At 60.4% G+C, this 20,557-nt stretch carries 17 protein-coding genes; 4 read left to right on the top strand and 13 right to left on the bottom strand.

The features are described from left to right. Nucleotides 1-121 precede the first annotated feature (121 nt). Together phoR and phoB are read right to left on the bottom strand one after the other, a co-directional pair. The gene (gene phoR / locus PF1751_RS27500; RefSeq protein ID WP_221214872.1) at nt 122-1,408 is read right to left on the bottom strand and encodes a phosphate regulon sensor histidine kinase PhoR; all 1,287 of its coding nucleotides are present in this window, start codon (nt 1,406-1,408) and stop codon (nt 122-124) included. Between the two features lie 81 nt (nt 1,409-1,489). Continuing rightward, nucleotides 1,490-2,179 carry a phosphate regulon transcriptional regulator PhoB gene (gene phoB, locus PF1751_RS27495; RefSeq protein ID WP_010207570.1) on the bottom strand — a complete coding sequence of 230 codons (690 nt, stop codon included), beginning with the start codon at nt 2,177-2,179 and terminating at the stop codon, nt 1,490-1,492. A gap of 155 nt (nt 2,180-2,334) precedes the next feature. On the opposite strand from phoB, the gene PF1751_RS27490 reads away from it, so the two are divergent. Further along, nucleotides 2,335-2,712 (top strand): COG4315 family predicted lipoprotein, encoded by a 378-nt coding sequence (locus PF1751_RS27490; RefSeq protein WP_010207569.1) that lies wholly within the window; start codon nt 2,335-2,337, stop codon nt 2,710-2,712. Nucleotides 2,713-2,823: 111 nt separating this feature from the next. Here the strand turns inward: PF1751_RS27490 and ubiA are convergent, their stop codons facing one another. After that, nucleotides 2,824-3,714, bottom strand: coding sequence for a 4-hydroxybenzoate octaprenyltransferase (gene ubiA / locus PF1751_RS27485; RefSeq protein WP_010207568.1), 891 nt, complete (start codon nt 3,712-3,714; stop codon nt 2,824-2,826). Further along, the gene (locus tag PF1751_RS27480; protein ID WP_029529030.1) at nt 3,714-4,277 is read right to left on the bottom strand and encodes a chorismate--pyruvate lyase family protein; all 564 of its coding nucleotides are present in this window, start codon (nt 4,275-4,277) and stop codon (nt 3,714-3,716) included. The genes ubiA and PF1751_RS27480 overlap by 1 nt, the downstream gene beginning before the upstream one ends. Nucleotides 4,278-4,473: 196 nt before the next feature. Between PF1751_RS27480 and PF1751_RS27475 the strand changes: the two genes are divergently transcribed. From PF1751_RS27475 to PF1751_RS27465, 3 genes are all read left to right on the top strand, one after another. After that, a complete protein-coding gene (locus PF1751_RS27475; RefSeq protein ID WP_010207566.1) occupies nt 4,474-4,641 on the top strand; it encodes a rubredoxin in 168 nt (55 codons plus the stop codon). Nucleotides 4,642-4,678: 37 nt separating this feature from the next. After that, nucleotides 4,679-5,827, top strand: coding sequence for an NAD(P)/FAD-dependent oxidoreductase (locus PF1751_RS27470; RefSeq protein ID WP_010207565.1), 1,149 nt, complete (start codon nt 4,679-4,681; stop codon nt 5,825-5,827). Nucleotides 5,828-6,018: 191 nt separating this feature from the next. Then, on the top strand, nt 6,019-6,294 hold the full coding sequence (locus tag PF1751_RS27465; protein ID WP_003176958.1) for an HU family DNA-binding protein: 276 nt from the start codon (nt 6,019-6,021) through the stop codon (nt 6,292-6,294). Nucleotides 6,295-6,432: 138 nt separating this feature from the next. On the opposite strand, the gene PF1751_RS27460 is transcribed toward PF1751_RS27465, so the two are convergent. From PF1751_RS27460 to PF1751_RS27420, 9 genes are all read right to left on the bottom strand, one after another. Continuing rightward, the gene (locus tag PF1751_RS27460) at nt 6,433-6,882 is read right to left on the bottom strand and encodes a hypothetical protein (RefSeq protein ID WP_010207560.1); all 450 of its coding nucleotides are present in this window, start codon (nt 6,880-6,882) and stop codon (nt 6,433-6,435) included. Nucleotides 6,883-6,887: 5 nt separating this feature from the next. Further along, the gene (locus PF1751_RS27455; RefSeq protein ID WP_226994533.1) at nt 6,888-11,282 is read right to left on the bottom strand and encodes an RHS repeat-associated core domain-containing protein; all 4,395 of its coding nucleotides are present in this window, start codon (nt 11,280-11,282) and stop codon (nt 6,888-6,890) included. A gap of 12 nt (nt 11,283-11,294) precedes the next feature. Further along, entirely contained in the window at nt 11,295-11,729 is a 435-nt protein-coding gene (locus PF1751_RS27450) for a DcrB-related protein (RefSeq protein ID WP_021492582.1), read from the bottom strand. Between the two features lie 14 nt (nt 11,730-11,743). Next, nucleotides 11,744-13,684 carry a type VI secretion system Vgr family protein gene (locus PF1751_RS27445; protein ID WP_010207556.1) on the bottom strand — a complete coding sequence of 647 codons (1,941 nt, stop codon included), beginning with the start codon at nt 13,682-13,684 and terminating at the stop codon, nt 11,744-11,746. Between the two features lie 156 nt (nt 13,685-13,840). Further along, nucleotides 13,841-16,519 (bottom strand): type VI secretion system ATPase TssH, encoded by a 2,679-nt coding sequence (tssH, locus tag PF1751_RS27440; protein WP_010207555.1) that lies wholly within the window; start codon nt 16,517-16,519, stop codon nt 13,841-13,843. Next, nucleotides 16,512-17,555 (bottom strand): type VI secretion system baseplate subunit TssG, encoded by a 1,044-nt coding sequence (gene tssG / locus PF1751_RS27435; RefSeq protein WP_010207554.1) that lies wholly within the window; start codon nt 17,553-17,555, stop codon nt 16,512-16,514. Before tssG ends, tssH begins: the two co-directional genes overlap by 8 nt. Next, nucleotides 17,519-19,378 carry a type VI secretion system baseplate subunit TssF gene (gene tssF / locus PF1751_RS27430; RefSeq protein WP_010207553.1) on the bottom strand — a complete coding sequence of 620 codons (1,860 nt, stop codon included), beginning with the start codon at nt 19,376-19,378 and terminating at the stop codon, nt 17,519-17,521. The genes tssG and tssF overlap by 37 nt, the downstream gene beginning before the upstream one ends. Beyond that, a complete protein-coding gene (gene tssE, locus PF1751_RS27425) occupies nt 19,375-19,890 on the bottom strand; it encodes a type VI secretion system baseplate subunit TssE (protein ID WP_005792513.1) in 516 nt (171 codons plus the stop codon). The genes tssF and tssE overlap by 4 nt, the downstream gene beginning before the upstream one ends. 90 nt (nt 19,891-19,980) lie before the next feature. Continuing rightward, on the bottom strand, nt 19,981-20,469 hold the full coding sequence (locus PF1751_RS27420) for an Hcp family type VI secretion system effector (RefSeq protein ID WP_005792512.1): 489 nt from the start codon (nt 20,467-20,469) through the stop codon (nt 19,981-19,983). Between the last annotated feature and the right edge of the window lie 88 nt (nt 20,470-20,557).

Below are 20,557 nucleotides of genomic sequence, written 5' to 3'. Positions count from 1 at the left end.
AAATCTAATGTGGGAGCGGGCTTGCTCGCGAATGCGGTGGGTCAGTCAACACCTTCATGGCTGACCCACCGCATTCGTGAGCACGCCCGCCTTCACCTTTCAGGTTTGGGTCGTTCTCAGGTTATTCATCGGCAGTGACCCCCCGCGAACGGGTCATCTGCGTCGGCGGAAAATGGCAGGTAAACGTACTGCCATGCCCCAGCACGCTGCTGATTTCCAGGCGCGCACGGTGGCGCAAGAGCACATGCTTGACAATCGCCAGGCCGAGCCCGGTACCGCCGGTATTGGAGTTGCGGCTGGAGTCGACGCGGTAGAAACGCTCGGTCAGACGCGGCAGGTGCTTGGCGTCGATGCCGATGCCGGAGTCTTGCACGCTCAGGTGCGCGCCCTGTTCGTCGGTCCACCAGCGGATGCGGATATTGCCTTTGTCCGGGGTGTACTTCACGGCGTTGAACACCAGGTTGGAAAACGCACTGCGCAACTCACCTTCGCTGCCTTTGAGCAGCACGTTCGGGTCGGCTTCCAGGGTGATCTGTTGCCCACGTTGGCCGGAGAGGGCCAGGGCGTCGTTCTTGATGGTTTGCAGCAGGCTTTGTACGGCGACGGGTTGGTTATCCGAGGGGTAATCGGTCGCCTCAAGCTTGGCCAGCAACAGCAAGTCGTTGAGCAGCGTCTGCATGCGTGAACCTTGCTGCTGCATCTGCTGCAGGGCTCGGCTCCAGCGCGGATTGATCTCGTCGACGTTGTCCAGCAGCGTCTCCAGGTACCCACAGATCACGGTCAGAGGCGTACGCAGCTCATGTGAGACGTTGGCGACGAAGTCTTTGCGCATCTGTTCCAGCTGGTGGATGCGGGTAACGTCGCGCACCAGCATCAGGTGTTCATTGTTGCCGTAGCGCGTCAGGTACAGCTGGATGCGTACGCGGTCATTGGTGGGTGAGGGGATTTCCAGGGCTTCTTCGTAGTTTTCCTGCTCGAAGTACTCCTTGAAGCGCGGATGGCGCACCAGGTTGGTCACCGGCTGGCCGCTGTCCTGGGGCGTTTTGAGGCCCAGCAGGGTTTCGGCGGCGCGGTTCCACCATTCCAGGTTGCCGTCGCTGTCGAGCATGATCACCGCATCCTTGAGCGCGGCGGTGGACTCCTGCACCCGGTCGATCACCGCTTGCAGGCGCCCGCGCACCCGTTGGTCGCGTCGTTGCAGGTGGTAAATGCTGTCGAACACTTCGCCCCACAGGCCGTAGCCATCGGGCGGTGCTTCGTCGGGTTTGTGCTGGCGCAGCCATTCGTGCAGGCGCAGCAGTTGCTTGAGGGTCCAACCCAGGTACAAGGCAATGCCGACTGCCAGGCTCCAGCCGTAGTAGCCACTGACCAGGCCCACCAACAGGCAGCCGGTGATCAGCAAAAGCATGTGGCGGATCAGGGTGCCATGCCAGTTTTGGTTCACTTAAACATGCGTCCTTGTCAGCTGTTAAGGAAAAAAGGGACGGGCTCAGCCTTTGGTGGAGAAGCGGTAGCCAGTGCCGCGCACGGTTTGTACCAGATTCTCGTAGGCCTCGCCCAAGGCTTTGCGCAGGCGGCGGATATGCACATCCACGGTGCGCTCCTCCACATAGACGTTGCCGCCCCACACTTGGTCGAGCAGTTGGCCACGGGTGTAGGCGCGTTCCTGGTGGGTCATGAAGAACTGCAGCAGGCGATATTCGGTAGGGCCCATCTCGGCCGGCGTGCCGTCGATGGTCACGCGGTGACTGATCGGGTCCAGCAACAGGCCACCGACTTCAATCGGTGCTTCGCCATCGGTCGGGCCGGCGCGGCGCAGCACGGCTTTCAGGCGTGCGACCAGTTCGCGTGGGGAAAACGGCTTGGTGATGTAGTCATCGGCACCGACTTCCAGGCCCTGGATCTTGTTGTCCTCTTCGCCCTTGGCGGTGAGCATGATGATCGGGATGTCCCCGGTCAGCTCGTCACGCTTGAGACGGCGGGCGAGTTCGATGCCGGAGGTGCCGGGCAGCATCCAGTCCAGCAGGATCAGGTCCGGCTTGCGGTCGACGATAATGGCATGGGCCTGCTGGGAGTTCTCCGCCTCCAGGCAGTCGTAGCCGGCCATTTCCAACGCAACGGCGATCATCTCGCGGATGGGCGCTTCGTCGTCAACAATCAGAATGCTCCTGCCAACCATGCTCAAAAATCCTCTTGTCATTTAACTGTCTTGCGCCGCATTAGATAACGGAATTATTGCAGTCGTGTGACAGTAATTTAGTCGCTCGGGCAATTCCCGCCTCTCTGGACTACGCTTTGGGTCCGAATCCTGACAACCAAAAAAGGAAGGTTCCGATGACTTACAGCACGATTTCCTGGAAAGCCCTGCTGGTAACGGCAGCGTTGACGCTACCGACCCTGGCGTTCGCGGCGGAACCCGCGATGACGAAAGACGGGATGCTGGTGGACCACAAGGGCATGACGCTCTACACCTTCGACAAGGATGCCGACGGCAAGTCAGTGTGCAAGGACCAGTGCGCGACCAACTGGCCGCCGCTCAAGGCTGAGTCCACCGATACGTCGACGGGCAAATGGACGGTGATCACTCGCGACGACCAGACCAGCCAGTGGGCCTATGACGGTAAGCCGGTCTACACCTACAAGGATGACCACAAGGCGGGTGACAAGACGGGTGATGGCAAGGGTGGGGCGTGGCATGTGATCAAGCCCTGATCACCCCTGTAGGAGCCAGCTTGCTCGCGAAGGGCGTTAACGATAACGCTGGGTGCCTGACACACAACAGCGCTCTCAGGTTTTTCGCGAGCAAGCTCGCTCCTACAGCATTCAGCGAAATGCGTAGTCCGCCACAATCCCGACAAATATCGCCAGCCCGGCCCAGTGGTTGTGCAGAAACGCCTTGAAGCACTTCATCCGGTCCTTGTCGCGGGTGTACCAGAACTCCCAGGCAAAACAGCCCGCCGCCGCCAGCAAGCCCAGGTGGAACCAGCCGCCCAGCTCGAACCGTGCGCCCGCCAGCAGCAGGCATGCCAGCGAAAGGCCTTGCAGGGTCAGGATGATCACGCGATCAGCTTCACCAAACAAAATGGCGGTGGATTTCACGCCGATTTTCAAATCGTCATCGCGATCGGTCATCGCGTAATAAGTGTCGTAGCCCACCGTCCACAGCAGGTTGGCGATATACAGCAGCCACGCGGCGGCGGGCAGGCTGCCGGTCTCGGCGGTAAACGCCATCGGCATACCCCAGGAAAACGCCGCGCCCAGCACCACTTGAGGGTAATAGGTGTAACGCTTCATGAACGGGTAGCTCGCCGCCAAAGCCAAACCACCGAGGGACAACAGGACAGTGGTGGCGTTGGTCAACAGCACCAGCAGGAAACTGATGCCCATCAGCACCGCAAAAAACACCAGCGCTTCCTTGGAGCTGATCTTGCCGCTCACCAGTGGGCGCTGCTCGGTGCGCTTCACATGGCCGTCGACCTTGCGGTCGGCCCAATCATTGATCACGCAGCCGCCCGCCCGGGTCAGCACCACGCCCAGCACGAAAATCACAATATTGATCAGGGACGGCGAACCTTTGCCTGCAATCCACAGTGCCCACAGCGTCGGCCACAGCAGCAAGTAAATGCCGATGGGTTTGTCCATCCGGGTCAACTGAATGAAATCCCAGGCCCTCGGGTTCAGGCGGTTCAGGGATTTGAGCAGGCGTTGATACATCAGCAGTTCTCCGGATGGGCATGCAGCGCGTGCCAGAAGCTCGGCAAAAAGATCTCCGCCACCAGCACGCTCAGCGAACCGCGATCGAAGCGTGAGCGGCGCGCCCACAGCCCGTCGGTCTGGACCGTCGTGGGCAGCCATTGTCGCGGGTAATGGCACACCTCAATGGCCTGGCGGGTGAATGCCTGGTCGCAAAACAGCAATTCACCCAGTGAACGGCTGCCCAACTCATCCATATGCAAGCCGTCGCCCTGCAAGGCACTGCGCGCCGCCACACTGCGCGCGAACACCCAAGGCTGGCCCTGCCCACGCAAATACACTTCACGCACCCAGCCGATAGTGGCCGGGGCCAGTGCCAGGGCAGCGCATTCATCATCGCGCAGTGGCTGCCACCCTTCGAACAGTGGCGTCACGCTGAAACCGTCGCTGGACAGCCACGTCAGCCGCCGTGTCAGTGAGTCTTCGTTGAACAGCCAATTGAGGGTCAAAGGCGCAGGCGCAGGGTGCAGAAGGCTCTGGGTCAGCCATTGGCAAGCATCGGAAGAGTCGATTGAGTGCGGCACGGTGAGTCAGTATTGGCAGCAAAAGAGGCGGCGAGCTTACCATGGCGTCCCTGGTTTTTGCCGGACCGAACTGGCTGTTTGCGTCGATCGTGCTTGCATCTGCCCGCCCCGATCAGTACAAAACGCCCTGAGCCGCACGGCAACGCTGGATCCATCGACCGTCGGCCAAACTGCCTGGACCCTGAGGAAGTAAGTAATGAAGAAGTGGCAATGTGTAGTCTGCGGCCTGATCTATGACGAGAAAGACGGCTGGCCGGATGACGGAATCGCTCCGGGAACCCTGTGGCAAGACGTCCCGGAAGACTGGCTGTGCCCTGACTGCGGCGTGGGCAAAGTGGATTTCGAAATGATCGAAATCGGCTAATTTTCAGCTTTCAGATAAGTACTACAAGGAGAAAGGAATGAACGCACCTGTCGTGATCATCGGCACAGGATTGGCCGGTTACAACGTGGCCCGGGAGTTTCGCAAGCTCGACAGCGAGACCCCATTGCTGCTGATCACCGCGGATGACGGGCGCTCCTACTCCAAGCCCATGCTCTCCACCGGCTTTGGCAAGAACAAGGAAGCCGATGGCCTGAGCATGGCCGAACCCGGCGCCATGGCCGAGCAACTCAAGGCCGAAGTGCGCACTCACACCCGCGTCAGCGGCATCGACCCCGGCCACAAGCGCCTGTGGATCGGCGAGGAAGCGGTGGCGTACCGCGACCTGATCCTGGCCTGGGGCGCAGAAACCGTGCGTGTGCCGGTGGAAGGCGATGCGGCTGAACTGATTTTCCCTATCAACGATCTCGAAGATTACGCACGCTTTCGTGCCGCCGCTGCCGGCAAACGCCGTGTGCTGCTGCTCGGCGCCGGCCTGATCGGCTGTGAATTTGCCAATGACCTGATCCTTGGCGGTTATGAAATCGACCTGGTGGCACCGTGCGAGCAAGTCATGCCGACCCTGCTGCACCCGGCCGCCGCCGCAGCGGTACAGGCCGGCCTGGAAAGCCTTGGCGCGCGCTTCCACCTGGGTCCTGTCCTCAATCGCCTACAGCGCACCGCTGACGGCTTGGAAGCCCATCTGTCGGACGGTGAAGTGATCGCCTGCGACCTGGTGGTCTCGGCCATCGGTCTGCGTCCACGCGTGGACCTGGCCGCCGCCGCCGGCCTGCAGACCAACCGCGGGATCATGGTGGATCGCCACCTCAAGACCTCCCACGCCAATATCTACGCCCTGGGCGACTGCGCCGAGGTCGACGGCCTGAACCTGCTGTACGTGATGCCGCTGATGAGCTGCGCCCGCGCCCTGGCCCAGACCCTGGCCGGCAACGCCACCGCAGTCAGCTACGGCCCGATGCCGGTGACCGTCAAGACGCCGGTCTGCCCACTGGTGGTCTCGCCACCGCCTCGCGGCACCGAAGGCGTCTGGAGCGTTGAAGGCGAGGGTGCCGACATCAAGGCCTTGTGCCGCGACGCCAGCGGCCGCCTGCTGGGCTACGCACTGACCGGCAGCGCCGTGATGGAAAAACTCGCGCTCAATAAAGAACTTCCACCGTTGCTGGCGTAAATAGCGGTCGTTCTGTCGGAATAACCGCGTTTTTCACCCTAGAAAGGTCGCCGCGAGACTGGCGGAGCGTGCGAGGGCATGCCATCCTCACTCCCGTCTGCCGCAGAGTAGAGCCTGCGGCGCTTTGGGCGCTGCTCCAGAAGAGAGCAGCACGGACATAACAACAAAAAACCGTCAAAGAGGCTTCACTTATGCGTAAACCAGAACTCGCAGCCGCCATCGCTGAAAAAGCGGATCTCACCAAAGAACAGGCTAACCGCGTCCTTAACGCTGTTCTCGAAGAAATCACCGGCGCCCTGCACCGCAAGGACAGCGTCACCCTGGTTGGCTTCGGCACCTTCCTGCAACGCCATCGCGGCGCCCGCACCGGCAAAAACCCACAAACCGGTGAGCCGGTGAAAATCAAGGCGAGCAACACCGTTGCGTTCAAACCGGGTAAATCGCTGAAAGACACTGTTAACGCGTAATGGCGTTACCGTCTCGAACGGGGCGGGGTGGTAGGAAAAATGGGCACGCCGACTGGGTCGGGTGCCCATTTTTTGTCCTTGGTGTTACAGAGCCTGCAGGCCAACCAGCAAGCTCACGGGTGTAGACGCGCCGTCCTCTTATTTAGAGTCATCATTGGACCTGCCAGTTCTTTTTGAAAAGCGCACGTCACCCGCAATAATTTCAATGTAATAATCATGGCTTTGGATAATATAGTGTGTGTATTTGTTCTTGTCATAGGCTCTCCAGTTGGGTGAAGTGATATCCCTTTCTTTTGTCAGGCCTTCAAGCCAAGAGGACTCAGGGATTACCCAATAGGAGGACTTGAACTCATCGTCCTCGCGGTTTTCGTAATAGTGCAGGTGTTTATTACGCTCCAGCCTGAGGGCCCATACATTAGAGAAATCCAGAATGCCAATATATTTGGAGTAGTTTGCGTTTTTGGTCCAAGTAGGAAACTCGGCTCTTACATCATCTCGCTCAAGGGTGATGCGAACGTTGTCATTCGGCGCCTGCCATACTGGCAACTCAATAGCGAATGCCCGATCTTTACTTGTAGGTACTGTCATAGCCGTTATCCTTTGCATGTTGGTACTTTGGACGTACCGCTATTTGGCAAGCCATTATTCCTGAGTCGGGTATTAAAGTCGCGTAGCAGGGTAGGGTCGGTAATGACCTTGTACTTAATTTGTTTTGCCTTGCCCAGCACAGCAATCGCCAGGCGGCTGTTGCCATCCCGTGCGACAAGCTGGCCTTTGACATTCACCACTTCAATTGGTGGGAAATCGGTAACTTTCAGTTTGCCCTTTTTAACTTGGTTGACGACAGATTGGATAGGTTTTTTTCCTTCGGGAGTATCGAACGCGCTATTGATGGTTCGCTGGGCAAAGTTGATGTCCTTCGGGTTTCCTAATTGCTCACCTGGGCCCAGCTCAATGCCTTCCAGGCCAAGCGGGTCAACCCAGCTGAAAGGGTTGAAGCCGTATAAGTAGAGATTCAGTCCTCCCATCAAGCTGATCGGGTCAGGGGATGTAAAGCGCCCTATATCCGGATCGTAGAATCTGAAAGTGTTGTAGTGCAGCCCTGTTTCTCGATCCAGATACTGCCCCTGGAATCGCAGGTTCTGTTCTTCAATGTAATGAGGTTCTCGCACTTCCTCCAGCGTGTTGCCCCACACCCGGTACGTTGCCTGCCAGACGATGTGGCCGTCAGCTTCGCTGAGTTGTGCCGGAAGGCCGTTGAGATCGTTATGGTAATAACGCAATTTCTGCAGTTGTCCAATGCCATCTACGCGGGCCAGGGGTTCATAGCCCTCATTTTCGTACACGTATAGGCTGGTCTGGCTGTATTTGTGTTCCTGCAAGAGACGCAAGCCGTCCCAGGAAAAACGAGTTTCACTCAGTGGGTAACCATCAATACCGTGTTCCGTTTTTTTGATGCGTCGGCCCAGTGGGTCATAGTGCATTTTCACCACGTTGCCGTTTTCATTGCGGACTTCAATCAGTCGGCTTTCTGCATCGTAGGCAAATCGTTGTACGCCTCGGGAGGTGCTGCGTTTTTCGATCATGCGTCCGAAGCCGTCATAACGGTAGCGCTTGTCCTGATAGGTCATCAGCTTGTTATGTACTACTAGGCCCGCTCCGGGGTGCGGACTGTCCAGCAGGTTGGCGGCGGCGTCGTAAGTAAAGGTTTCGCGCTGGCCCAGCAGGTTATCCTGGCTGGCAGTGATGCGGCCGGTAGCGTCGTAGTGCAACAGCTGGCGCTGCTGGGTCGTTGGTTGCTGATCGAGTTTGCCGGTCAAATTGTCAGCGGGGTCGTATTCGAAGTGCTGTTGCATTGCCGCCGGCGTCAGCATGGGCTGGTGGCTATGACGGCAATGGCGTGAACGCAGGCGACCGCTCCGGTCGTATTCGCTACGTGTGCTGAGCTGGCCTTGAGTACGTAGCACTTCACGATGAAGGCGGTCGCGCTCGAAGTCGCTGATAACTTCTCCGTCCAGATTGATCTGATGCAAGTGGCCGCTGCCGTAATACAGCCTATTAAGCCAGCGGCCGTCAGGCAGTTGGGTCTGGGTTAGATTGCCGAGTTCGTCATAGTGATGTTGCAAGGTGCCCATAGGGCTTTGTTCGGTCAATAACCGGCCGAGAGGAGCGTATGCGAAACTCAGGACTTGGGTATCGCCCGACAGATCGGTAAAGGTGACGGCGCAGAGCTGGTCCAGCGAATCGTAAACGTATTCGGTGCGGCCATCATCGGTCATTTTTGCAATCAGTCGGCCAACAGCGTCGCGTTCCATCCGGTGAACGATAGGTGACGGCGTCTCGGCAGCGTTGACCAGAGTATTGTCGAAATGCGCGGGAACGGCCGTCATTGCAGTCATGTGGTTCAGCAGATCATAGGTGTAGCGCTTGGCGCTGCCATCGAGGTCTCGCTGTTCGGTCAAGCGATCCCCGGCGTCCCAGACAAACTGGTAGCTTTCTTCATTCTCGTTGATCAGGGCTTTCAGCCGTCCATAGCTGTCATAAGCGAACTTCACCCGTCGGCCATAGGCATCCGTTTGCTGACACACCTGGCCACGCCTATTGTGTTGATACAACGTGGTGTGCCCTGCCGGGTCGGTGTAACCCAGCAATAGGCCACTGGTATCACGTGTGTACTGTTCGGTTCGCCCGTCAGGCAATTGGCTGCTGATCAGCCGCCCACGGGCGTCATGGCTGAACTGAGTACGTTCTCCGAGCGCATCAGTGATGAACTGTAAAAATCCCCGCTCGTCGTAACCGAATCGCGTCGAATAACCCGAGCAATCGATGTGTTCGACCAATTGCCCAAACGGACTCCAGCGCAGCTTTTTGCTTTTGCCGGTAGCGTCGATGATTTCCACGGGGTGGCCGTGGCTGTCGTAGCGATAACGGGTAATGTGGCCCATCGGGTCGGTGGCGGCGATGCAGTTACCGCGCTGATCGTATTGATAGCGCCAGCTGTGGTTGGCGGGGTTGGTCTCAACCAGAGGTAATGCCCAGTGTTCGAGCCACATCGTCGAATCGCGACGGCCCAGCGGGTCGATTTCACTGATGAGGTTACCGGTTTCGTCGTAGCTATATTCAAAGCGCCCGCCCTGAGGATCGGTAGCACCGAGCAATTGGCGCTCATCGTTCCAGTCGAACAGCCAGGTCTGGCCAAGATTGTCGCTGTACTTGGTGATTTGGTGCTGGTTGTTCCAATGACGAATGCTGATGCGCTGCATGCCGTCGGTGATGCGCGTGATACCGGCACTCAGGTCGTACTCGAAATGGTAAGCATCGCCTTCATCGGTCCAATGGTGTGATACGCGCCATTCCACGTCCTCAACCAAGGCCCACTCATAAAAACAGCGCAGTCCGGCAGGCAGTTGGTGCTCTACCATCCGCCTGCCTGCGTCGTAACTGAAGCGTCGTTGTATCTGACCGGTGGCATCGCGCACCTCTGTCAGATCGCCAGTTGCGTTGTAACTGTAACTCACGAGCACTTCACGACGCTGATCAGGGTAAACACGCTCAATCTTGGACACGTGACCCTGGTCGCGGATTAATTCAACCTGCACCAGATCAAGGTTGTCGTGCAACTGCACCAAACGCCCGGCGGCGTCGTAGTTGAGGTGGATGCGATGGTCGTTGCGGTCACCAAGCTGAGTAAGGCGTAGCAGTGATACGTTTGCCGGAGTGGATTCGAACAAGCGATATATACCGTCGGCGCTTTCGATCAGCAGCTGACCATTGCGATGTCGCCGAATGCTCAAACCCTCTCCCGGACTGAACATCGCGCTGCCAAGTGATATACCGCCAAGGTTGATTCGCCTGCCTTGCTCGTCGGTGTAGAGCAATTCTTCACCGCCGTCAGGGTGTAGCAGTATCTCTACGCTGATCTCGTACGGGACACTCCAGCCTGCACCAAACATCCCGGTGCGGCGCTCATCTCGCGAGTTATAAAAACGTTGCCAATCGATTGGCAGGATGCCGGGCAATACAAAATCCAGCTCAGTCTCGCCACCCAATACCTTGGCCCCAGTTGCCGCATGCACCGGGTTAGGTGACCCCATCGTCGCATTGGCTGCAGCGCCCATCGCTTGGCTGACGGCATAAGAAGTTACCCCCGCGAGCAACATGCACGGCAAATTACTCAGCGTCTTGCCTTTGGCACCTTTCAGCATCATCAGCGCTTCAATCGCCAACCCCACCCCAGGGGTTTTCCCGCTGCGAATCTCCTGCACCACCACCGTCCCACCACCAATGGTGACGTTTGGCGAGATCAGCCCCGACGACACCACCGTCGCATCGCACATGCTGCGGTCGCCACTGCGCACGGCGGGCTGGCCGTTGATGGTGACTTTGTCAGACCCTTCGGCCAGAAGCTGTGGTGGCATCGGTGGATGGCGGGCGCACAGGACCATGTCGGTGAGGGCCGGTACCACGCCCGGTGCAGGCGTGGCGACAGTGGGGCGCCATAGTTGGGAGAAGAAACCCTCGGCCATGTCCAGAAAGCCGGGCTCGGGTCGTGGCTCGGGGTCGGGCTCCGGCGGCACTTGCTCAAGCTCTGTGCCAGCGGGCGCCACGTGCGAGGGAATGGAGCCTGCGGCCCGTGCAGCCGGAATGCTGTTGACGAAAGTGTCGGTCGAACCCACCGCAATCGTGGCTTCCACCACGGGCGGGAACAGCGCGTTGGCGAAGCTCTCGCACATCTTGCTGAGGCCCTTGTCGGCCCCCGTCTTGCTCATGGCCATGCCGACGACAATGCCCACCACCGCGCCGAGGATGCAGCCGCCGATACCGGCGGTAGCAATCGTCACCCCCACGGCCGCCGCGACAGCAGCAGTCGCCAGCGCAGTAATCGCCACGTTGGCCGCCACTTCCAGCACACCGCCGAGGATGTCGGCCATCATGGAGGTGTGGGTCAGCGCATCGCCCATCCGGGCAGCCCATAGAGCGTCAGACATACAAGCAGCTCATCAAGAAACAGCGTCGAACGACAGCGAATTTTTAATCAACGCCCAATGCGCCGCCTCGGCATCCCCGAGCTTGTCGGCCTTCACGTAACTCAAGGCGAGCATCTTGCGCGTTCCCGGTAGCACCAGCGCCAACTGGTACTGGAACACTTTGTCATTGCCCTTGTTGAACTGGCTGCGCAGCTCGATGCCTTCCACTTCTTGGGCTGCGCCCAAACGCACGTCCACACCGGGTTGGTAGCGCAAATCCTGCACCTGCTTTTCCAGGCGCTGGAGCTGGTCGTTGAAGTTGCTGTGCAGGGTTTCACCCTCGGCGAGCAGGCTGCGGCTGACAATCAGGGATGTTCCCAATTCAGGGAACTTGAGGATATTGATTGTCGCGTCCTGCAACTCACTGGCGGGCAGTTGAAACTGGAATTCGTTGATTCGATACGTCATGAAAACAGGTCTCGTCAGGAACTTTTAGGCGCGGGGAACGCGGCTTTGATGTTGGCGTCGATGGCGCCTTTCTGGCCCTGGCCATCCGGCGTGGCGCCGGGGCCGCCGCCGTTGTTCAGGTGCAGGACGCCGCCGGTGTTGAACTCTGCGTCGCCGCTGGCATAGAAGCTGATCTGCACGCCGGTGAGGTTGATCTGCCCACTGGCGTTCAACTCCAAAATGCTTTCGCCGCAGACCAGGCGCAGGTTTTCGCCCACTTCGATGACGTAGCTCTGGCTGATGCTGTCGGTCTTCTTCTGGCCTACTGAGAGGATGTCTTCCTGCTTGACGATGCGCAGGCGGTTGTTGCCGATGGTCACCGTCTCGTTATGCCCGATGCTTTTGTTACGGTCATGCCCCACCGAATGGCTCTCATCCACCTCCACCACGATGTCCTGATTGCGCTCGGCGTGGATATACAACTGCTCCAACCCCTTCTTGTCCTCCATGCGGATTTCATTGAAGTTGGCTGGGCTGCCGCCCTTGCTGGAGCGGCTTTTCATGCCGCTCTGGGTAGCGTTCTCCGGCAGGTCGTAGGGCACTGTCTGCTCGGCGTTGTACACGCGGCCGGTGATGATCGGCCGGTCGGGGTCGCCTTCCAGAAAGCTCACAATCACTTCCTGGCCGATCCGTGGGATCTGCATCGAACCCCAGTTCTTGCCGGCCCAGGATTGCGATACACGAATCCAGCATGAGCTGTTCTCGTTGGATTGGTCGTGACGGTCCCAGTAGAAGTGCACTTTTACGCGGCCGTACTGGTCAGTCCAGATTTCCTCGCCCTTGGGGCCGACCACCAGCGCGGTCTGCGGGCCTTTGACGATGGGCCGATGGGTGTTGGCCAGCGGGCGGAAACTCTGCTGGGCGTCGATGCAGGTGAGGCTGCTTTCGAACTGCGCCGAACCTGAGCCGCCGCCGCTTTCCAGGCTTTCCTGGACGATGTAGTAGCGGCAGCCGACGATCAGGTATTCGCGGTTCTGGTCCTGGCGACTGAAGCCGGTCAGGCTGAACAAATGCCCCGAACCCAGGCCACGGGCGTTGCCGTTGAACTCGATCTGTTCATGCAGGGTTTGCAGGGCTTCGATGCGGGTGCGCGCATAGTGCTCGCCGTCTTCGCTTTGCACGTAGGTGCCGGGGTAGTCGTACAGCGGATAGTCGCCGGCGGTGTGCGGGCGCGGCATGGCCGAGCGCACGTCGATGCTGGCGCTGGGGCGTTGGAAGTCGTAGTCGTTGAGCTCCATCGATCCCGGCTGCACCTCGTGCGCCAGGTGCCAGTTGTGCATGTGGTCGCGTTCGCGCTGCTGCTCGTCCTTGGGGTAGTACGGGATCGACGCGTAGCCGGGCACGGTGGTGTGGGCGCCGTAGGCGTCGGCCAGCACTAGCACATGGCGGTCCTGCTCGTGGCGGAAGAAGTAGTAGATACCTTCCTGTTCCATCAAACGGCTGACGAAATCAAAGCTGGTCTCGCGGTACTGCACGCAGTATTCCCACTCGCGGTACGGCCGGCTCAGGGCGTCCTCGAAGTCGGAAAACCCCAGGTCGCGGAACACCTGCTTGATGATCTGCGGAATGCTCAGGTTCTGGAAAATCCGGCAGTCGGACGTGCGGCTGAGCAGCCACAACCAAGGACGCAGCGTCACCTGGTAACTGGCGAACTGGCCCTGGTCGATGTTCTGGCTGCACCGCGCGACGATGCCGTGAAAGTGCCGCTCACCTCCGTCCGCCAGTTGCAGGCCCACGCTCATGGGCTTGCCGAGCAACTGGTTGAGGTCGATGTTGGCGTCCAGGGACGTCAGTTGCAGCTCATAGTTGAACAGCCTGCCCAGCTCTTCACCGCCGCCCATTTCATTGAGCAGCAGCACATCCGGCCCGAGGGGGCTGGTGATCTTGGCCAGGCGTGAGGCTTGGTTGAATAGCATTGGGCGTCCTGTAAAGGTCTTGATTACTGAAGGAACCGAATCCAATGTGGGAGCTGGCTTGCCTGCGATAGCAATTGAACATTCAACATTGATGTTGACTGATACACCGCTATCGCAGGCAAGCCAGCTCCCACATTTTGACCGTGTTCCGTCAGGTCAATCTGCGTCGCTGAAGTCGTAGTGCAATTCATTATCCCGGCTGCTGATCCGTACCCCCGCCAACGCCTTGCCTTCGAGCATGCGCGTGAGGAACTCACGGCTCATGTCCGGCAGCAGGCTGTTGGTGAGAATGGTGTCGATCATGCGCCCGCCGCTTTCGGTCTCGGTGCAACGCGAGACGATCAGGTCGACCACCGCGTCGTCGTAATCGAAGGCCACTTTGTGCGTCGTCTCCACACGCTTCTTGATGCGGTTGAGTTGCAGGCGGGTGATTGCCTTGAGCATCTCGTCGCTCAGCGGGTAGTAAGGGATGGTTACCAGGCGGCCGAGCAGCGCAGGCGGGAAAATCTCCAGCAGCGGCTGGCGCAGGGCCTTGGCGATTTCCTCCGGCTCCGGCACGTTCGCCGGGTCTTTGCACACCTGGGAAATCAGCTCGGTGCCGGCGTTGGTCGTCAGCAGGATCAGGGTGTTCTTGAAGTCGATCACCCGGCCTTCGCCGTCCTCCATCACGCCCTTGTCGAACACCTGGAAGAAGATTTCATGCACGTCCGGGTGGGCTTTTTCCACCTCATCCAGCAGCACCACGCTGTAGGGTTTGCGCCGTACCGCTTCGGTCAGCACGCCGCCTTCGCCGTAGCCGATATAGCCCGGAGGTGCGCCCTTGAGGGTCGACACCGTATGGGCTTCCTGGAATTCGCTCATGTTAATGGTGATGACGTTCTGCTCGCCGCCGTACATGGCTTCGGCCAGGGCCAGGGCGGTTTCGGTCTTGCCCACGCCGGAGGTGCCGGCCAGCATGAACACGCCAATCGGCTTGCTCGGGTTGTCGAGGCCGGCGCGGGATGTCTGGATGCGCTTGGCGATCATCTGCAGGGCGTGGTCCTGGCCGATGATGCGTTTCTTCAGGTGCTGGTCGAGGTTGAGCACCGTTTCCAGCTCGTTGCGCGCCATGCGGCCGACCGGGATGCCGGTCCAGTCGGCGACCACCGAGGCCACGGCCTGGTAATCCACGGTGGGCAGGATCAGTGGGGTTTCGCCTTGCAGCGCGGTCAGGCGTTGTTGCAGGTCGACCAGCTGGGCGCGCAATTCATCGCTCTCGTTGTTCCCGGCAGGGCTGTCCACGACACCGACTTTTTCGCGCAACGTTGCCCGGGTGGCGAGCAGCTCATCTACCAGCGCTTTCTCTTCAGCCCAACGGCTTTCCAAGGTTTCAAGACGCTCACGCTCAGCGCTCAACAGCGTCTCGGTGTTGGTCTGGCGCGCACCAATTGCAATGCCGATGGCGTGTTCGCGGGCGATGATCTGCAACTCGGTTTCCAGGGCTTCGATGCGACGGCGGCTGTCGTCCACTTCGGCCGGAACCGCGTGCAGGCTGATGGCGACGCGAGCGCAGGCGGTGTCCAGCAGGCTCACGGACTTGTCCGGCAACTGGCGCGCTGGAATGTAGCGATGAGATAGCTTCACCGAGGCTTCCAGCGCCTCATCGAGGATCTGCACCTGGTGGTGTTTTTCCATGGTCGACGCCACGCCGCGCATCATCAGCAGCGCCTTGTCCTCCGACGGCTCGGCGACTTGCACCACCTGGAAACGCCGGGTCAGCGCCGGGTCCTTCTCGATGTGCTTCTTGTACTCGGCCCAGGTGGTCGCGGCCACGGTGCGCAAGGTGCCACGTGCCAACGCCGGCTTGAGCAGGTTGGCTGCATCACCGGTGCCGGCGGCACCACCGGCACCCACCAGTGTGTGGGCTTCGTCGATAAACAGAATGATCGGCTTGGGCGAGGCCTGCACGTCTTCTATAACCTGGCGCAGGCGCTGTTCGAATTCGCCTTTCATGCTGGCGCCGGCTTGCAGCAGGCCCACATCAAGGCTGCGCAGTTCCACGTCTTTCAATGCTGGCGGCACGTCACCGGCGACGATACGCAGGGCGAAACCTTCGACCACCGCGGTCTTGCCCACCCCGGCTTCACCGGTGAGGATCGGGTTGTTCTGGCGGCGGCGCATGAGGATGTCGACCAGTTGGCGGATTTCTTCATCACGGCCAACAATCGGGTCGAGTTTGCCGCTGCGCGCCTGTTCGGTCAGGTCGACCGTGAAACGCTTGAGGGCTTCCTGCTTGCCCATCGCACTCGGCGCCATCGCACCGCTGGCTTCGCCCGGAACGGCGCCGGCGTTGAAACCGTCGCTTGCGCTCAGGGCATTTTCCGGCGAATCGCCGACGTATTCGTCAAAGCGCTCGCTCAGGGCTTCGGCCTTGATCTTGTCGAATTCCGACGACAAGCCCAGCAACGCATGACGCAGGCTGGGTGTCTTCAAGATACCAAGCACCAAGTAACCGGTGCGCACTTGGCTTTCACCGAACATCAGGCTGCCGTAGACCCAGCCGCGCTCAACCGCTTCTTCCACATGCGAGGACAGGTCGGTGATCGAGGTCGAGCCACGCGGCAAACGATCCAGCGCTTCGGTGAGGTCACGGGCCAGGCGCGCCGGCTCCACGTTGAACTGACGGATGATGCGGTGCAGGTCCGAGTCCTGCAGTTGCAGCAACTGGTGAAACCAGTGAGCCAGTTCCACATACGGGTTGCCCCGCAGCTTGCAGAACACGGTGGCGGCTTCGATGGCCTTGTAGGCCACGCTGTTGAGTTTGCCGAACAGTGCGGCGCGACTGATTTCACCCATGCTCTGGATTCCTTGAGGTGGTGGCCTGATCGGCGTAATGCCGGGCCAGGATTAGGTCGTTGGCGTCGTGCGCAGGGCTACCGAGCCAGGTGTTGAAGCCCAGGCGGAACTGGCCGTTGAGTTGCAGTGCCGGCACTTCAGGTTGTTGCAAAACCAGGTTGAGGTCCCAGTCCAGTTCATGGCCCAGGTACTCGGCCACCCACGCCACCAGCTCGTTGAACGGCTGTTGGCCGGGCAGCATGCCCATGTAGTCCTCCAGCGTGAGCGGGCCCAGGCGGATACGGAATTTGTGCTGGCGGTCCCATACGAAGCTGCCCAGGCAAAAGTCCACGCCCAGGCGGTTGGCGCTCACGCTGACGCGGCTGCGTTCGGGCAACTCCAACCATTGGCCGACGTACTCTTCAATCTCCACAGGCAGCCCGAAGTACTCGCCGAGAATGGCTTTCAGGCCGTCGGGATAGCGGGTTTGCGCGGACAGATGGCCGCTGTAATGCAGCTTCGCGGTGTCCGGGATGAGTCCCTGATTCAGCAGGCTCGGCATGCCCCGTCCACTCAACGCAGCGAGGCGCGCGGACCAGTAATCATCGTCCGGGCGGTCGTGGCTGACCGTCGGCCGGGCCTCTGCCCATGCCCGGTAAAACAGGCTGAGCAGGCGATGGTGGAACACATCCAAAAACTGCTTGCTGGTGCTGTCGGCGTTGTTGCGCTGGCGCTCGCGCACATATTCGGTGATATGCAGCGGCAGCGGGCCATTGGGTCCGCCAAGGCCGAAGAAGAACTGCTCGAGCCGCGCCGGCTTGCCGTCGCCACCGGGATCGACCGAGGCCAGTGTGGCCGGCGCGAAGGTGCAGTCGGCCTGTTGCCCCAGGCGCAGCGGATCATCCGCCAGGCGCAGGGAATGGCCCAGGCGCGGCAGGTCCGGCGATTCGCACTCGATACGCCGCAGCGCCTGGAAGAAATCGTATTCCCAGGGCTCCTGATGCATCGCATCCAGGGTACTCACAGGGTCGGACGACGTCCGGGCTTGGCTTTCCATCGCATGATCTCGCCGCGTTCGGTGGTACGGATCACCGTCTCGGTAAAACTGTTGATCGACACGTAGCGTGCCAGGAAGCGTTCCAGCACCGCACCGAGCAGGAACACGCCGGTGCCGCGAAACGCGTTTTCATCGAATTCCAGGGTGATCTCCAACCCGCGCCCAAATACGATCGGGCCGGGCATCGGCAGGCGGCGGGTCACCGCTTTGCTGCTGACGTCGCGCAGGCCTTCGATCTGCAATTGCAGGGCGGCGTCGTTGCTGTCGCCATACAGGCGCAACAGTTCGCGCAAGGCCGCGGCGCCCTGGCCCTGTTCGCTCAACGACAGATAGTTGAGCGACAACTGGCTTATCAGGCGCCAGGCCTTGGCGTCATGGGCATGGCTGGCGCGCGGACGACTGGGGCCTGCCACGCAACGTACGGACAGCACCGGGGCGCTGTCGGCCAGGGTGAAGTCGGTCTTGCCGTTGCCGATGCTCATGAACAGTGGCAGATCGCGGTTGGTGCACAGCGCGGTCACGCCGAGTTGGCGCAGGTCGTGGCGGTACGGTGACTGCCGGCTGTCCACCAGGCTGACGAAGGTTTCGCTGCCGACATAAGTGGAGCGCGGACCGTTGCGGCGTTGGTCGCTGGACAACACGCGCGGCTCGCGGCGCACCGTGTAGTACGCCTGGTCCCGGCCGTAGCGGGAGGGATCACGCACTGCATAGAACGGCAAAAATGGCTGCTCCGGCCCAGTGCCGTGTCCTGTGATGCCACTCAACGAATGAATCTCGAAATCCATCGGGCGCGTACGGTCGGCGATCACATGGTGTTCGTTGACCCGGTCAGACAAGTGGATGCGGTCCACGCGCTTGGGGAACAAGTTGATCGCCGGGGTGCAGAACGGCAGGAACTGCGCCGCGCCGACGCTGCCTTCCAAACTCGGCTCATGGCGGTCGAACAGCACGATCAGTTCCAGTTCCTGGCCGTCGCAGCGTTTGACCGCGCGGCTCAGCTCAGCGAACTCGACGAACAGGAAGCGGTGGGGCAGGGCAAAGTATTCCTGCAACAGGCGATAGCCCTGGAACGCACGCGCAACAACCGGCATGGCGGCGTCGGCGTCATCGAAACCCCGCGAGCGCAGTGCGTCTTGTGGCAGGCGCTCGACCCAATCGCCCCCCGGCTTGCGTGCAAACACCGCGCAGGCGTTGCCCAGCAGTTGCTCGTAAAGGCGGAACGGTTGTTCGTCAGCACCGCTGAGGTACAGCGGCAGGTTATCCAGGTCGAGGCTGTTGAAGGGCAATTCGGCGCCGGTGCGCAGGGTCAGGCGCAGGCCGGCCTTGGCTTTCGGCTCGCTGGCGGCCAAACGGCCCAACACGGCGGCGGGGTTGCCGAAGTACTCGGCGTTGCTCACTTGCAACGGCCATAACGTCACTGGATGAGCAGTGCGGTACTCGCAACAGGTCTGGGTTTCACGACCTAATGCGGCGCGCAGGACAGTGTCGCGGGGCAGTGGGAAACCACTGGCCAGGGAGCCCTCGTCCGGGTCGGTCTGCAATTGCACCACGGTCATCGACGGCGTGGGCGCCAAGTAGTGCGGGTAGGCGATTTCCAGCAGGTTGTGGGTGAAGGTCGGGTACTCGGCATCGAGCTTGAGCTGCACGCGGGCGGTGAGGTAGGCAAAACCTTCGAGCAGGCGTTCGACGTACGGGTCGGCGCAGTCCATGCCGGACAGGGTCAGCCGACTGGCGATCTTCGGGTATTCCTTGGCGAACTCGGCGGCGCTTTCGCGCACGTGGTGCAGTTCCTGGTTGTACAGCTCTAGCAGGCGCGGATTCATGGGCGTCTCCGCTGGTCGGCATTCACCACGCGCACGTGGCCTGATTCCAGGTCGAGGTCAGTTTGCAGCAGCAGGCGCAATGGCACCGGCTGGGCCCACAGGTCGCCTTCAATCTCGAAACTCAGGGCGTTATGGTTCATCTCGCCATGGCCGACGCGGGCTTTGACCCGCAGGGTGTGGCGCAGGATGCGCGGTTCAAAGGTTGCGATGGCCTGGTAGATCAGGGCTTCCAGGGCCTTGATGTCGACACTGGAAACACTGTTGCCCGCCAGCGCCGGCAGGCCGTAATTAACCACCGATGTGCCGGCCGGGGTGTGCAGCGTGGCATCGGCATCGAGCAACGACGTGGTGTTGAGCAGCCACGCCAGGTCACGCAGCACCGAGGCTTTTAATTGGGTCAGGGACAGCACGCGTTTGTCGGCGCTTTCCTTGGGATTGGTCGGGTCGTCGTCGGTCAGCCGGTCCAGCAGGGACGGTTGCAGACGGTCGCGGGAAGCGATTTCAGTTACCACCAAAGCAGCTCCACGGACGGGTTGTGAGGGGGACGGTGGGTGAGCGGGGAGGCCTGGGGCCGTGGCGCGCAGCCACGGCCACCAGAGCTATCAGCGCTTGGTGTTGGAGCGGATGTTCCAGCCAAACTTGATCGCGCCGCCGTCTTTGGTGCCGTCGGCTTTCTGCGGCTGGTAGTCGACCATCACTTGGGCAAAGTTCAGGGTGACGTTTTCGGTCAGGCGGTCATCGGTGCCCGAACCGCCCGTGCTCAGGGAAGTCACCAGCACTTCTTCCAGGTTGATCACCATGTACTCGACCTGGCTTTCGCCACCGGCCTTGCGCACGGTCAGCTTGACCTTGTCGATGTGCTTGCCGCTGGCGCAGTGCATCATCAGGTTCGGCGAAGCCTTGTCGACGTACTTGGTCAGCGACAGGTCCTGGATATTCACCTTGCCCGCGCCGCCGCCACCGCCGACATGCATGTTGCCGGACTGGGCCATGCCCCAGCTCCAGTTCAGCACGTCGATTTCGTCCTTGTGGGCCTTGTCCATGGACTCGCCCTTGATGTCGCCGATCTTGATGAAAATATCAACAGCCATGTTTTCTCCCTGTGTGGCGTGCGCCACTCGATTTGGTTTGTGTGGGAGCGGGCTTGCTCGCGAAGGCGTTGGATCAGTCAATACTTGT

This window comes from Pseudomonas simiae (assembly GCF_000934565.1).
GTDB classification, from domain to species: domain Bacteria; phylum Pseudomonadota; class Gammaproteobacteria; order Pseudomonadales; family Pseudomonadaceae; genus Aquipseudomonas; species Aquipseudomonas simiae.
The sequence above is the reverse complement of the archived record's forward strand: the minus strand, read 5'-3'. Positions and strand labels throughout refer to the sequence as shown.